The sequence below is a fragment of the Paraburkholderia aspalathi genome, assembly GCF_900116445.1.
GTDB lineage: Bacteria > Pseudomonadota > Gammaproteobacteria > Burkholderiales > Burkholderiaceae > Paraburkholderia > Paraburkholderia aspalathi.
Map to the genome: position 1 here is coordinate 92,308 of NZ_FPBH01000005.1, position 14,735 is coordinate 107,042.

At 58.3% G+C, this 14,735-nt stretch carries 11 protein-coding genes; 4 read left to right on the top strand and 7 right to left on the bottom strand.

All coding sequences use genetic code 11. The annotated features are described in order from the left end of the window. Window position 1 precedes the first annotated feature (1 nt). From BM438_RS10165 to BM438_RS10190, 6 genes are all read right to left on the bottom strand, one after another. A complete protein-coding gene (locus BM438_RS10165) occupies window positions 2–2,758 on the bottom strand; it encodes a UPF0182 family membrane protein (protein WP_093634159.1) in 2,757 nt (918 codons plus the stop codon). 212 nt (window positions 2,759–2,970) lie between these two features. Then, window positions 2,971–4,005, bottom strand: a complete 1,035-nt coding sequence (locus BM438_RS10170; protein WP_093634160.1) for a porin — start codon at window positions 4,003–4,005, stop codon at window positions 2,971–2,973. Between the two features lie 75 nt (window positions 4,006–4,080). Then, window positions 4,081–6,555, bottom strand: coding sequence for a glucose/quinate/shikimate family membrane-bound PQQ-dependent dehydrogenase (locus BM438_RS10175; RefSeq protein ID WP_093634161.1), 2,475 nt, complete (start codon window positions 6,553–6,555; stop codon window positions 4,081–4,083). A 154-nt stretch (window positions 6,556–6,709) separates the two neighbouring features. Then, window positions 6,710–7,138: an ion channel gene (locus tag BM438_RS10180; protein ID WP_341865746.1), complete on the bottom strand. Its 429-nt coding sequence runs from the start codon at window positions 7,136–7,138 to the stop codon at window positions 6,710–6,712. Window positions 7,139–7,183: 45 nt separating this feature from the next. Further along, entirely contained in the window at window positions 7,184–7,609 is a 426-nt protein-coding gene (locus tag BM438_RS10185; protein ID WP_054033960.1) for an organic hydroperoxide resistance protein, read from the bottom strand. A 364-nt stretch (window positions 7,610–7,973) separates the two neighbouring features. Then, entirely contained in the window at window positions 7,974–8,441 is a 468-nt protein-coding gene (locus tag BM438_RS10190) for a hypothetical protein (RefSeq protein WP_093634162.1), read from the bottom strand. A 560-nt stretch (window positions 8,442–9,001) separates the two neighbouring features. On the opposite strand from BM438_RS10190, the gene BM438_RS10195 reads away from it, so the two are divergent. From BM438_RS10195 to BM438_RS10210, 3 genes are all read left to right on the top strand, one after another. After that, window positions 9,002–9,610: a hypothetical protein gene (locus BM438_RS10195; RefSeq protein ID WP_093634163.1), complete on the top strand. Its 609-nt coding sequence runs from the start codon at window positions 9,002–9,004 to the stop codon at window positions 9,608–9,610. Window positions 9,611–10,113: 503 nt separating this feature from the next. Next, window positions 10,114–10,626, top strand: coding sequence for a GNAT family N-acetyltransferase (locus tag BM438_RS10205; protein WP_143131686.1), 513 nt, complete (start codon window positions 10,114–10,116; stop codon window positions 10,624–10,626). Window positions 10,627–10,702: 76 nt separating this feature from the next. Next, a complete protein-coding gene (locus BM438_RS10210) occupies window positions 10,703–11,458 on the top strand; it encodes a hypothetical protein (RefSeq protein WP_143131687.1) in 756 nt (251 codons plus the stop codon). Between the two features lie 200 nt (window positions 11,459–11,658). On the opposite strand, the gene BM438_RS10215 is transcribed toward BM438_RS10210, so the two are convergent. After that, window positions 11,659–11,880, bottom strand: a complete 222-nt coding sequence (locus BM438_RS10215) for a hypothetical protein (protein WP_244179335.1) — start codon at window positions 11,878–11,880, stop codon at window positions 11,659–11,661. A gap of 701 nt (window positions 11,881–12,581) precedes the next feature. Here BM438_RS10215 and BM438_RS10220 point away from each other — a divergent pair. Beyond that, on the top strand, window positions 12,582–14,720 hold the full coding sequence (locus tag BM438_RS10220; protein WP_208620645.1) for an alpha-galactosidase D: 2,139 nt from the start codon (window positions 12,582–12,584) through the stop codon (window positions 14,718–14,720). Window positions 14,721–14,735 lie beyond the last annotated feature (15 nt).

Below are 14,735 nucleotides of genomic sequence, written 5' to 3' on the forward strand. Positions count from 1 at the left end.
ATCACTTCTTCCCGTCTGACCGTCCCCCACCGAGCGCCTCAAGCAGTGGCCGCAGCGCATCCAATTCCACACCAAACCCACTCCAGTCCCCCGCCTTCAATCGCTCGATCGCACGGTCATAGTGTGCAAGCGCCTCACGCGCACGCGCATCCGCTGTCCCCTGAGGCTGCGACGCGAGCGGACCACTTTCCTTGAAAAGCGCCGCCAACGCCTCACCCAACGTTTCCCTCATCACCACTCGATCCCCATACGCAGCAATCACCCGCTTCAACTCAGGTAACTGCCCCGACTCCGCACGCAGGTAGAGCGGCGAGATATAGAGAATCGAATTCTCAATCGGCACAACAAGAAGATGGCCGCGAATGACACGCGAACCCATCTGGTTCCACAGCGAAATCTGCTGCGAAATCTCAGTGTTCTGCTGGATGCGCGCCTCAATCTGGAACGGCCCATAGACGAGCTTATCCTTCGGAAACGAGTAGACGACAAGCTTGCCGTAGTTAGGCGGATCGCAACGCGCGGCGAGCCACGCGATCATATTGTCGCGCTGGCTGGGCACCATCGGCAGCATTAGGACGAACTCCTCGCGCGGTTCCCCCGGCAGCCGCATGATCATGTAGTAAGGCGCCATCGGCGTGCCGGGACTATTCCCGCCATCAACGCCGATCAATTCCCGTGGGAACTGCCAAAGATCCTCGCGATTGTAGAAAACCTCCGGCGCATCCATGTGATAGGCCCGATAAAGTTGCGCCTGGATCTGGAACAGCTCTTCCGGATAGCGGATATGTTGCTGAAGATCTTGCGGCATCGTCGCGAGCGGCTTGAACAGACCCGGGAAAATGCGCTGATACGTTCGCATGATCGGATCGTTCGGATCGCTCACATAGAAATCGACCGTACCGTTATATGCGTCGACCACAACCTTGACTGCGTTGCGGATGTAGTTGGCGCCATCGTCGAAGCCCGGCTGCGCATAGGGGAACCAACTGCTCGTCGTATACGCGTCCTGCATCCAGAAAAGGCGTCCGTTGCTTGTGACGAGGTAGGGATCATGATCGAGCCTAAGGAACGGGGCGATCGTGCGCACGCGATCCTGAATGTTACGGTGCAGCAGAATGCGGCTACTGTTCGTGATGTAGTCGGTTAGCAGAATGTTCGGATCGTTGAACTGCCACGCGAAGAGGCTGCGGCGCGCGCTGCTGCCGAGGCCAATACCATCGCTCCCGCTGTAAGCGGTGTAGACGTTGTCCTTACCCTTGGGATAGTCGAACTCGGGGATGCTGCCTTTCACAATGACGTAACCCTCACCCCCTTCACCAAAATACAGACGCGGCTCGCGAATAGCCGGCCCGCCGTGCGCGACAGGCGGAATATCCTGCAGATAGAAGGACGGCAAACCTTCCGTCGATTTTTCAGTGACGGGCGACATCACGACGCCGTTGCCATGCGTGAACAGGAGGTGCAGGTTCACCCAGGTCTGTGCGTTGGCGGGGAGCATCGAAGGCTCCAGTTCGCGGGCCGACAACATCACCTGCCGATAACCGGTGTCGAGCCGGTAGCGATCGATGTCAACAGAGAAAAATTTGTAGTACGTCCTGATCTCCTGCAACTGCGCATAGGTATCCATCAGCGGCTGCACATCCCACAGCCGAATGTTATCGATGGTCGCGCGATTGGCCTCGAGCGAGGCCAGATTCAATTCCTGATCAGCCGGAAACGGTTTTACCGCGATCTGTGTGAGGCCGTAAGCCATTCGCGTTAGCGCGATATTGTGTTTGATATAGGGCATCTCCAGTTGCAGTTCACTCGGCTTGACATAGAGGCGCTGGAACAGCGCCGGGTAGATCAAGGCGAACACGAACGAGGTGCCGAACACCAACAACAACGAGGCGACAGGAATTCGATATCCCTGCCGGCGCATATTGACCCAGCACGCGACAGCTGCAACAACAGCAAGGCCAACGAGCACCCACAAGACCGGAAGCTCGACGTGAATGTCGGTATAGCCGGCGCCGACCACGACGCCGTTATCGCCGTAGAGCAGCAGAAAGCGGTCGAGTGTGTAGGACCAGGCCTTCAGGAGAAAGAACGCACCGAGCAGCGCTGAAGCGTGAGCAATGGCAGCGGGAGAGAGTACACGCGGTGCCCGATCAAACGTGACGTCGCCGCGAACTCCATACACCGCGGCTGCAACGAGCGCACTGCAGAAGATCAGCTGCAGCAGCCAGTTCTTGAACGCAAGATAGGCGGGCAGCGAGAACAGATAAAAGCTAATGTCCTGGCCAAAAACCGGATCGCGGTCGCCATAAGGCACCTGATGCAGGAAACGTAACACCAGATCCCAGTTAGAGATTTCGCCCCCAGCGATGATCAGCGCCAGGACAATCGCGCAGCCCACAATGCTGGCGCGCCATGGAATGCGCGGTGCGAGCTGGTCCGCCAGTTCACTGATGAACTCCGGCGTACCTGACAGACGGGCCGTTTCGACTTGCCAACTACCGGGACGCCGCGCATAGCGATGCGCAAGGAACCCCGATGCAGCAATTACGCCCGCCGACACTACGAACACGGCGGCAAAGAGGAGCGCCTTGGCGGAGAGAGTCGTCCAGAAAACACCGACGTAACCGATTGAAGCAAACCACAGCCAGTCGACCACGACGCCAGTGAGACGCCCGGCGACGATCAAGGCGCCCACAACGACCGCAACCATAATTGCGATGCGTCTAACGTTCATGCCGGAGCTTGGTTGCCAATGCATCGCCCCTCCTTTGCCGGGACGCCACTTGTGGCTGACTGCGATCAGGTCTGCTTAAGCCGCTACTCTGCTGCGAACCTGGCTGACCGGTTTGAAGTCGGCGCGCAGTCAATGAATGATTAGGGTCACATAACTGATTGTAGTCCGGCGAAGCAACGCGCGTACGCTCACCCAGTCCGCGCACGGATGAACGGACAACCTCCCACAGCGCAACGTTAGAAACGCTCGATCATGCCGAACTGCACACCCCGCACAGATGCGCCCGGCCACGACGGCGTGAGCCCCGTCACATTCACCCCGCGCAACGTGAACTCACCCTGCCCGCGATTGCGCAACCAGCCGGCGCTCGCATAGAGCAGAGATCGCTTGGAGAGGTCGTACTCGCATGCCGCGCTGAACTGATCGGCGTTGTTGTCACCACCTGAGCGATCACGCAGATAGGTGTAGCCGAGTGAGGCACGAAAGTGCGAATTCACGGCATAGCGCGCGGAGACGGCTACACCGTCGTTGTGATATCGCGGCGTACCGCCATCGCCATTGAAGAACGATAGAAACCCCGTGACCGGGCCATAGATGTACGAGACGCCACCCAGGTTAGCGCGCAACGCGCCGTCGCCATGCGTCTGTTGATGCGCGTACGAGATGCGGAACGGTCCCTCGCGCCATGCGAAGGTTTCGATGTGGCCGGCGAGCCCGTTGCCATCATTGCTGGCGTCGCCGTCGCGCAGGGCTGCCATGATGGTCGTGGAGAAGCCATGGAATTCGGGCGAGAGATAGGTGATCGCATTGCTCTCGTAGGGCGTGATCTTGGAGAGGTTGTCGAGACCGGAAGCGATCGTGCCGGCGTCGAACGCATCGAGGCCGCCCTTGAACGGAATATAGATCGGCGAGTACTGACGGCCGACGCGCACGGTGCCGTAAAGCGTATCCACTCCGACCCAGGCCTGCCGGTTGAAGATCGTGTTCGCGACGGCAAAGGTGCCGTCAGCGGAACCGAAGCCGTTCTCCAGAGTGAACAGAATCTTGATGCCGTCGCCGATATCCTCGACGCCGCGCAAGCCAACGCGCGATCCCCGATAAGCGCCGGAATCCATACGAGCAACGTAGCCCGCCCCCGGATTGGTGATTTCAATGCTCGTATCGAGTGCGCCATAGAGCGTGACGGAACTTTGCGCATGCGCAAGCGTGGCGTGCATCGCGATCGAGGCCAGCACGACACAGGCTCGCGACGCAAAGCGTGAATGGTTCATTCGACGATATAAAAAGCGGCGCATTCAATGCGCCGCATAAGGGACAAGAAAAACCGCATGCGCGGCGCGTGCCGCTTACTGCGGCGGTAACGCGTAGGCAATCACATAGTCGCCGAGCTTTGTACCGAACGAGCCATGCCCGCCCGCCGCGATCACAACGTACTGACGGCCATCGATCGAATAGCTCATCGGCGTGGCCTGACCGCCCGCAGGCAGACGTTCCTCCCAGATCTGCTCGCCATTGTTCACGTTGAACGCGCGGATGTAGTTATCAGCCGTTGCGCCAATGAACGCGACGCCGCCCGCCGTGACGATCGGACCGCCGAGCATCGGCATGCCCATCTTGAACGGCAGAGGAATCGGCGAACTATCGCGCACGGTGCCAATGCGCTTCTTCCACACGATCTCATTGGTCTTGAGATCGATCGCCGAGATGTAGCCCCATGCCGGTTGCTTGCACGGCAAGCCCAGCGGCGAGAGGAACGGATTGATCGTCACGCCGTACGGCACACCGTACTGCGGCTGGACGCCTGATTCCGTGCCGCTGCCCTTGGCGCCCTCCACCGGCTCCAGCGGGTTGCCCGGTCCGCGCGGGATCAGACGCGAGACGAACGGCAAGCCGATCGGGTTCGCGACGGCAATCTGGCGGTCGGTGTCGATGGCAAGACCGCCCCACTCAAACACGCCCAGGTTGCCCGGGAACACGAGCGTGCCCTGTAGCGACGGCGGCGTGAACGTGCCCTCGTAGCGCAGCTGGTGGAACATCACACGGCATATAAGCTGGTCGAACATCGTGGCGCCCCACATGTCGGCGTCGGTCAGGTTCTTCGACGGACGATACGTGAGCTGTGAGAACGGCTGTGTCGGCTCAACGTGGTCGCCGGGCGCCGCGCCCTGCGGCACCGGCGTTTCGGGTGCCGGCACGACCGGCACGCCGGTGCGGCGGTCGAGCACGAACAGGTTGCCGGTCTTGGCCGGCGCGTACACGACCGGCACGGTCTTACCATCCTTGCCGGTGATGTCGGCGATGGTGGGCTGCGACGGCTGGTCCATGTCCCACAGATCGTGGTGCACGCTCTGGTAGAACCAGGCGAGCTTGCCGGTCGAGGCGTTGAGTGCGAGCAGCCCGGTGGCGTATTTCTCCAGCTCCGGCGTGCGGTCGCCGCCCCAGATATCCGGTGTCTTCACACCCATCGGCAGATAGACGATGTCGAGCTTCGCGTCGTAGGCGGCGGGTGCCCACGAGTTGGGTGAATTCCACGTGTAGTGTTCGCCCGGGCCGGGAATGTGATTCGGGTCTTTCGCACCCGGATCGAACGCCCAGAGCAATTCGCCCGTGCGCACATCGAAGCCGCGGATCACACCCGACGGCTCACGGTTCGAGAAGTTGTCCTCCACCGCGCCCGCCACGACGATCACCTTGCTGGTGATGATCGACGGCGAGGTGGGCTCGTACATGCCCGGCGTTGTGACCGGCTGGGCGTGTTGAAGGTCGAGGTCGCCGTTGTTGCCGAAACCCGCGCAACGTTCGCCCGTCAGCGCGTCGAGGGCGTAGAGGTGGCCGTCGTTGACCGGCAGGAAGATGCGGCGCGTACAGGCGGCCGTAGCAGGCCCTGAGGCGTCTGCGACGGCGACGCCCGAGGCAGGCGTGGCAGCAGCGCCCGAGGCGTCCGCAGGGGCTGCTGCGGCATCGCTCGCCGGCGCCGCAGCGGGTGCGGCCGCCGGGGCACTGGTCGACAGATCGACATACGACACGCCGCGGCACGTCACGTGCTGGAACGACGGATCGTTCTTCAGTCGCGGATCGAACTTCCACTTGAGCGTGCCCGTCTTCGCGTCGAGCGCGAACAGGATCTGATGCGGCGAGCATAGGTAAAGCAGGTCGCCGATCTTGATCGGCGTGACTTCGTTGGTAATCTCGACAGGATCGTTGGGCCCCTTCATGTCACCGGTGCGGAAGGTCCAGGCCACCTGGAGATTCTTCACGTTCTCAGGCGTGATCTGCTGCAATGGCGAGTAGCGCGTGCCTTCCTGGGTGCGCCCATAGGCGGGCCAGTCGGAGGGGTCGATCCCGGTGCTGGCGACGCTCGCGGGCGCGGAAGCGTTCAGTGTGCCGTTGACCTGTTGCGGATCGTTGAAGTTGGCGTACACGAGTATGCCGGCCCATGCCACGAGCGCGACGACGAGCGATACGACACCCAGCTTGCGCTCGCCCTCCAGCCGCCCGCTCACGAGCAGCAGCAACCATACACCGAAGATAACGAGTACACCGGAGCGCGGTGCGAGTGCCCAGAAGTCGGGACCCGACTCGAAGAGTGCCCAGATCGCCGTGCCGATCAGCACGAGTGCATAAAGCAGGAGCGCGGCGGGACTGCCTCGCCAAAGCAGCCAGGCCACGCCCAACAGCACGATGCCTGTGATGACGTAGTACGGCGAGCCGCCGACCGCCAGCAGCCATACGCCACCGATCAACAGATAGAGCGCGGTCAGCACCGTAAAGAGCAAGGTGATGCCGCCGATCACGCCCCGCGAATTCGATTGACTGGTCATGATGAGATCTACCCTCTTGAGTGGATACCGCCTGCCAGTGGTACCGACATCGAATTCGCATGCCGGCGCACGGTAAAAAGCATATCAGAACGCTAACTACACATATTAGGAGACGTAGCGGCCATCTGAAATGACATATTCGTCGTAAAGCCGGCTACTGCGCTTCGTGTCGCCCGATCAGATGCGCCGCGAGCTGGATGGCATAAACGGCCGAACCCGTTACCACACCCGTTATCAACACGCCGAGCAGTCCGAGCAGAACCGCGATGATGAGACCCGGCGTGGTGGTCGGCACCACGTCGCCGTAGCCGATGGTCAGCGCCGTGACCGCGCAAAAATAGAAAGTGTGGCCTAGCGATGAGGGCGTGCGTGTGGCTACATCGACGGCCCCGCCAACGAAATACATGGCGACGGTCAAAATGAAGAAAAGGATAAGCAGCATCGCCAGGATGGCGCGCAGATGCCAGAGAACCCTGGCAAACTCGGCAATTGCCCGTTGCGGCTGGATTCGGGTGCGAGCAGCGTTTTCGGCGGCATTGTCCATGTCATGAACCTCAGAGATGCGCGCCGCTTTGCGCGACACGGCATCCGCTGCTTGCACTCGAAATAGCGCGTGATGACGCGCGGCTTAGACCAGCGTCAGCTTGACGTCGATGTTGTTGCGTGTGGCGTTCGAATATGGGCAGACGATGTGCGCCTTGGCGATCAGTGCTTCCGCTTCTGCGCGGTCCATGCCCGGCAGCGAGATTTTCAGTTCGACTTCGATGCCGAAGCCATTGGGGATCTGTCCGATGCCGACATTGCCATCAATGGCGACGTCCTTTGGCAGCGCGATCTTGTCGCGCGCGCTAACGAACTTCATTGCCCCGATGAAGCATGCGCTATATCCCGCCGCGAAGAGTTGCTCGGGGTTCGTTCCGTCGCCGCCTCCGCCGCCGAGCTCCTTCGGCGTGGTCAGCTTGAGATCGAGGTGGCTATCGGGAATGGTCGCGCGTCCGTCGCGACCGCCGGTGACGTGTGCGTGAGCACGATATAAGACTTGTTCAATCGACATTCAAGACTCCTTTGTGTGCCAGGATGATCGACGCCTTACGCCGCCCTTTCTGTTCACGTTCTGCGACATGAAGGTCTCGAGAAGTTGATGCCAAAGCTAACACGCATAGTAGTCGGGTCAACTCAGACCGGCAACCGGGACGGAGGTGCTTTCGCCTACTTTAAGCGGTCTGTTGGCGGATTGATATGACATATTCTAGGTAGGTGCGGTGGTATGCGGGTAGGGTTGCGCCGTGTGACACGGGTTGCCGATGGCATGTGTCATGTGACAGCACTGAGACGGGCGATGGCCGTCTCAGTGCAGGCGGTTTCCGAACGGTTCTTCGGCTGTACCGCGTTGTCGGCCGATGGCCCTTCTTGATCGTCTAGTGTTGCGCGACGACCGGTTGCTGGGCTGCGTCGGCTCCTAACGTTGCGGCAGTTTTCTCTGCTTGGCTTTGGCGTTGAGGCTCGTTTGCGGTGGCTGTCGGTTCGCCTGCTCGTTGCGCCACCTCTTCTGCAAGCAGGTTCGCCGCGTGGCGTGCCGTGATGCGGCTTTGCGGAACGCCCTTCGCATCGAGCGCAATCACCTTGTACAACTCGCGGTCGCATTCGAGTTCCTGCTGATATTGCTCAGCCGTGTCCACCAGCAATTCGAGAAGCGTCTGACGACGTCGTCTTTCCTCAAGCGTGATGGAAGGATTCCTACATATCGAGGACGCAAGTGTGATCAAGGTATCCAGTTGAGCCAGATGCCGGTCGCATAAATCGAATGCCGACAGGGCAAGCTTTTCGTACTGGATTGCCTCGACAGGCGGACGTGAAGCGGGTTGATTTTTGTTGGACTTGCTCATGGTGACGATCTCCCTGTTACTTCTTGGATCGCCCGACACTCGCTTGGGAAGGGGGTGAGCGGGCACGTAGAAGGGTTGACAGACCGGTGTTACGTCAAGCCGGCGAGCCTTGCGGCTCCCCCACTACAGCCCGCCCATAGAATATAGACGTGCAGCAGCAGACGCACTCCCGCCTAAGCGGGGTGCGGACGTAACAATCAGGCTGTCAAACCTGGTCGCCGGGTGTCTCCTGACGACTTGGTAATTATAAGGGAGACCACCGAGGTTGGCTTTAATCTTGTAGGCCAAATGTTTGATTTGGCCGAACGGATAAGGAGAGATAGGACGAAGGTGCACGGGGCGTCGAGATTGTTCGCTCGTCCTGTCGGTTGGCAACCGATCAACCCGCTTTCAAGTTGCGACTTGCGCCTGCTTTTTGAGCGCGATGGGATTTTCAAGAAAAGTTTCACATGGCCGCTGCACCAAAACTGTATTGTGAGTTACTAAAGATTTGCTCGACCATGCCGAAATTAAACGCGTACGTCGAGTACGTATAGAACAAGTTGGTACGTGAGGTGGAGATGGATAAGGCGAACGACGACAGATTTACAGCATTCCTGCGTGAGAAAGCAGCGGAGGCCAAGAGAGATCTTGGCTACGATCCGAGGCAATTCATCGCGATGCTTGGTGTTGATGGTGGATTCACCGCCGTGTCGAAGTTGGTCGGCGGTAGAAATCCTTCTGATGGATTTACCAAGCTGTGGGAAAAGGGTCGCCTAGATCTGTCGGTCGAGGCGTTAGTACTGGAAACCGAATGGAACCGGTTCTTTGATGAGCAACTGCTTCAACAAGCAGAGCGGAAACTGAAGGATGCTGGCTATAGATACATCCGGTATCAGTCTCTTGGCAATGGCGAACGGCTACCAGCTGAAACCCTTAACAGGGCGACACCGGAGTTCATCTGGAAAGCCGTTCAGCAATTCCAGAGCGGTAACGTACATCATCCGTTCAGTCCGTCAACGGACTACGATTTGATTTTGGATGACGGCCTCCGACTTCCCCCGAAAGCGGTTTTCGGTGTAGCACTATCCATGGCGCTTGACGGCGAAGCTATCGAACCGAAGCATTTTTCAGGGGGGGAATCTTTCGACGGAATACGGGTACCAGTCCATCAGGGCCCAACCCATTAGTGGAAGCATCCGCTATCCCTCCCCAAGACTTCTGGCACCTGACGCGTATCCGATATTGGACAATGGTGGTCCGATCCCTGAACCGAATTCGGTCTACCTGTCACCCCCGCTTCAGCGTGACTCGGGCGCCGTGCAAGGTTCGCGCTGTGAATCTTTCGAAAAGTACCCCGCATCTCAAGTATTCAAGGATTTCACTGGCGACGCCGTGGATGTCAGCTGCAAATCGATGAGCGACAAGGCGGTAACTTATCAGAATCGTGAAGCGTATCTTTACGACTACGGCATCTCCGTGAGACTCTTCGAAATCAACGAAGATGGATTGTCGGTATCCAGGATTCGAGAAGTCAACATAACGCGATGAGGCTCGGTGCTGGCATACCTGTCTGCCAAAAACCAGTAGCGATGGGCGAACGATGCGAGCGGGTGGACCTCGGGAGTTTCTCTTCGGTCCGCTCGTGGTCGATACGGCTTAACCCCAATCTCCTGAATCGACTAATTTCGACGTGAAGACCACACATTTGATACGGGCAGCCACGTTGGAAGATGCACCGCGTCTCGCAGTGCTTGGCGCGCATGTGTGGGTGCATACCTATGCAGCGGTTGGCGTGTCTGATGTCATTGCGGACTATGTGCTGGCGTCATTTACACCGAGCACATTCCGAGCCCTCATGGGGGAGGCGAGCATCGTTCTTCTGATCGCGGAGGAAGGAACTAGCCTCGCTGGTTATATCATCATGCGGTTAGGCTCGAGCCACGCTGATGTTCCCAACGAGATTCAGACGCTCTATGTCCTGGACGCTTTCGCACGGCGAGGAATTGGATCTGCCTTGATGAATCACGCCAGAGACATTGCAATGGCGAGGACCGGAAATCGGTCCATCTGGCTCTCTGTGAACTCGCAAAATGGCAAGGCAATTTCGTTCTATCGTTCTCACGGAATGGCGCAGGACGGCACAGTTCACTTTGAGCTTGGCGGCACAAAACACGAAAACAAGATAATGATCTCGCGAGATTGATGAGTTTCTATCTGCAGGTCGACGATGATGATCGTCGACTCGTGCCGGATGCGGGTCGATCAATGGTGGAGGTTGCGTGGCATTTGAACGAATGGCTGGCTATCTGTTTTCAAGTCAACGCCATACTTTTCGCCCCCACGTAGCTGTGGAGGCGGCGAATGAAACATCGAGTCGCCCCGGAACCATGCGATTTCGTCCAATGTTTCGCATCGTCGCGTCCATTGTCGTGTGCGCAATGGGTTACGGGTGCGCATCCGCGCCTGAATCCGGCGACTACGCTAGTAACAATACAAAAACGGTTCTATCGCCTGAATGCCCTGACATTACTGGCATTTACGAAGGCAGAGTACGACAGATCGTCGAAGGTTACGCGCCGGATGTATTGCCTTTCACGGACGAGATATTTCATGCGGAAGACATTGAAGCAGCTCAAGTGATGCGCGCGGGCTATAAAAGGGATGCGGACGGTCGTCGCATCGCGCCGGATACCACGGCTTTCCAGAAAAATACTGACGGCAACTACACGGTCGTGACTTATTACGGCACGTCCGAGCTAGAGAGCTTCCGAACCAAATTTAACAGCGGCGTCAAAGTATCGTGCGAGACAGGGGTTATTAGTTGGGCCACTCAGGAGCAATCGTCACGATCCGAATACGGGCCGAACTACTTCTTTTCCGGCCGTTCAGTGCGGCTTGATAGCAATGGCGACATTCTGCTCACGACGTGGACCCATATGAGCTATCACATGACGCTACTATGGCTCCCTATGGGAGCTGGCACGGATAAAACAGTCTATCGCTATAAGCGTTTGCGATCGGCAAGCGATCATTGACGGCACACAATGCGTGTGACAGAAGAGCCAACGGTCTGTGTAGTTGGCAAAAGGCGTTTGTGCCCGGGGCGTCCGAACCGCTTTTCATATCGCCCCGATGATCGACAGGTCGCCAGCCGGAGAGGCCATCCAATTAGGTGTGTCAAAACGGTGGGGCGCCCGTTCATCCCAGCAAACTCATCCACTTCCGACGATGCCTATCAGTCCGTGTTCTCACGAATGATCCGCTCAAGAATCCCGGCGTCTTCCGCCTCGCCCTCCGATCCCTTGAATACGCATACCTCCGTGTGCCCGTCGCGGAACACATCGACCTCAACGCGCATCCCGACAACTGCGATTGACACCAGGATGGTATCGGGGCGATTGCGGCTCAAAGTGTAGTGAATCTTCTCTGCGTCGAGCTTTTCGAGCAGATCAAACAAAACTGTTGTCATGGTTTTAGCTATTTCTTGAAACGGCTTTCGTTAAGCAGTTTCAGTGCTTTCCGCGCATCCTTCATGCCGTCATTTGCATCACTTCGTAAATCGCCCAACATCGGATTCAAGTACTGGCCCGGAAATTCGCGCAGTGCGGATCCTTGGCATTCTGCCGAGATCATGAAAAATACGGCTTCCTAAATTCCACAAAATTCCCATCACCATACCCCCCAGCAACATCAACTCCCCCGCATCCCCATCCCACCATTTGCAACACGATACCAGGGGAAAAACCTAATGTCTGACAAATCCTTACGCGTGCATATTTGAACTAGATGTTCATTAGTGGATTCAGCATAAATCCGCAGCAGGAGACACGATGAAGATTTCCATCAGTCAAAAGCGTCGCGAGCAGCCGAAGTTAGGCAGTACTGCTCTCATCCCCTCTGTTGCAGCACCTGCCCTCGCTGCATCCCTCCTAGCCCGGCGCAACCGGCAATCCCCCTTCACTTCCACCTAACACTTTCGCTTCAGCCAACGCTCCGCCGCAGGCGAATCAAATTCTGCGCGAGCGAACCTAAGGCGCTCTATCTAAACGAAATCACGTTGCGCTCGGCCAGCAATAACGATGTCGACCTGGCCGACACAACGACAGGAAAGAGCACCTACCCAGAAATCCCAGTTTCATTTTTCAGCAAAGGAAAATCATGAAGATCCTGGGTCGTACACAGGTGTATCTGTTCTTCGCAAGCATCGTGATGGCTTTCGTTTTGTCCGGCTGCGGAGGCGACCAGCAAGGGGCCTCCAACGCCGCGAGCGTCGCGCAAGTCGCGGCCAACTCCGCAAACGTTTCCGCACAAGACGCGTCATCGCAAACTCAGGCCCGAGGGTCGATTGCATCGATTGCACTACCGCCTATGGGTTGGGCCTCGTGGAATGCGTACGGCTGCAACATCACCGAGGATCTGGTGAAAACGGCCGCGGACGTTATCTCCGACGGCCTGAAGAAAGATGGTCCGTTGATGAAAGCAGGCTACAGCTATATCAACGTCGACGACTGCTGGTTCGCGCCATCACGCGATGCGCAAGGCAACCTGGTCGCCGACCCCGTGAAATTTCCCAGCGGCATCAAAGCGCTGGCCGACTACGTTCACGCCAGAGGTCTGAAGTTCGGCATGTATGAAGTGCCCGCAGCCGAAACCTGTGCTCAGCGTAACAATCTGTACCCTGGACACACCAACCCGATGGGCAGTCTTGGTCACGAAGTTCAGGATGCCAATACATTCGTGGCATGGGGTGTCGACTACGTAAAGTACGACTGGTGCTCGCCAGATGGCACCGTCGACGATCAGGTGGCCGGTTTCCAGAAGATGCGCGATGCGCTGAACAGTGCGGGTGCCGCCGTGAATCGGCAGATCGTCTACAGCATCAATCCGAACAGTTTTCACACCGACAAGACGGGCAGATCGTACGACTGGGGGCAAGTCGCGGATCTGTGGAGAACGACCGAGGACATCACCTATGACACCGGCACGCCGGGCCATCAAAGCACGCCTGATTTTTCCAGAATCGTGAACCAGAATTTCTACGGCAATCTGTTTCCGGAAGCCCAACATACGGGCGTCTATAACGATGCGGACATGATGCTTGCCGGGTTCGGTCTGACCGCCGCGCAGGATCAGACGCACATGAGCCTGTGGGCCATTTCCGGTGCGCCGCTTATCCTGGGTCTCGATGTCACGACGCCGATCAGTTCGCCAACGATGGCGACGCTGACCAATCCGGAGGTGCTCGCCGTCGATCAGGACCCGCGTGGCCTCCAAGCGATCCGGGTGGCGGTGCCGCAGAACGGTCTGGGCGTGTGGGCCAAGCTGCTCGTCGGTCAAGGTCGCCGTGCGGTAGTTCTGCTCAACACAACCGGGTCGGCCGCTCCGATCACGGTGAACTGGAAGGATCTCGGGCTAGACCCCGCTGCTTCGGCCAGCGTGCGGGATATCTGGGCGCACAAGGATCTGGGTTCGCACAGGTCCGGGTACACGGTGTCCGCTGTTCCGGCTGGCGGCTCCGTCATGCTGACCATCGCCGGCGTGGACGATGCATCGAAAATCCACCCAGCCAAACCAGGCAGACATGAAGACGGCGCAGCAAGCTATACGGTGAATGCAACCACGGGCGGCTACATCGACGTGACGTACCTGAACGAAGGAACGTCTTCGTTGAAGGTGCCGTTGACGCTCAACGACAACGTACTCACAACGATCCAACTGCCCGTTACCACCGGACACGCCCAAGGCACCGTCACGCTGTACATGCCGTTCGTGCCGGGAAGCAACACGCTGAGTTTCGCTCTTCCGGACAAGGGCCACCACGCTCCGTCGATCGAGAAGGTGGCGCTGATCGCCGCTCCGCAACCCGCGTTGCCGCCTGTCGCCTATCAAGCGGAAAGCGCCACCAACATCATTCAGGATGCGGCAGTCCAGGCATGCAACATATGCAGCGGCCACGAAAAGGTCGGCAATTTTGTGAACGCGGATTCGAGCCTCCAGTTCAACGGAATCGCGGTGCCTGTCGATGGCGAGTATGCAGTCCCCGTGGTGTATATCAGCGCGGACGACGGTGGCGGTTCACCTCGTGCACTGAGCGTGAGCGTCAACAATGGCCCTCCGGTTCCCGTGCAGTTTCCTGGTGAAGGCACCTGGGATTTTCCGATCCTGTCGAGTGCTCAGGTCACAGTCCCGCTGAAAGCCGGTGCGGCCAACACCATCAAGTTCTCTGTGATTTCCGGCAACTACGGTCCCGACATCGACGGCTTGGGCCAACCAATCAGCCAGCCGGTCAAACAATGAACCGGCAATCCTAGG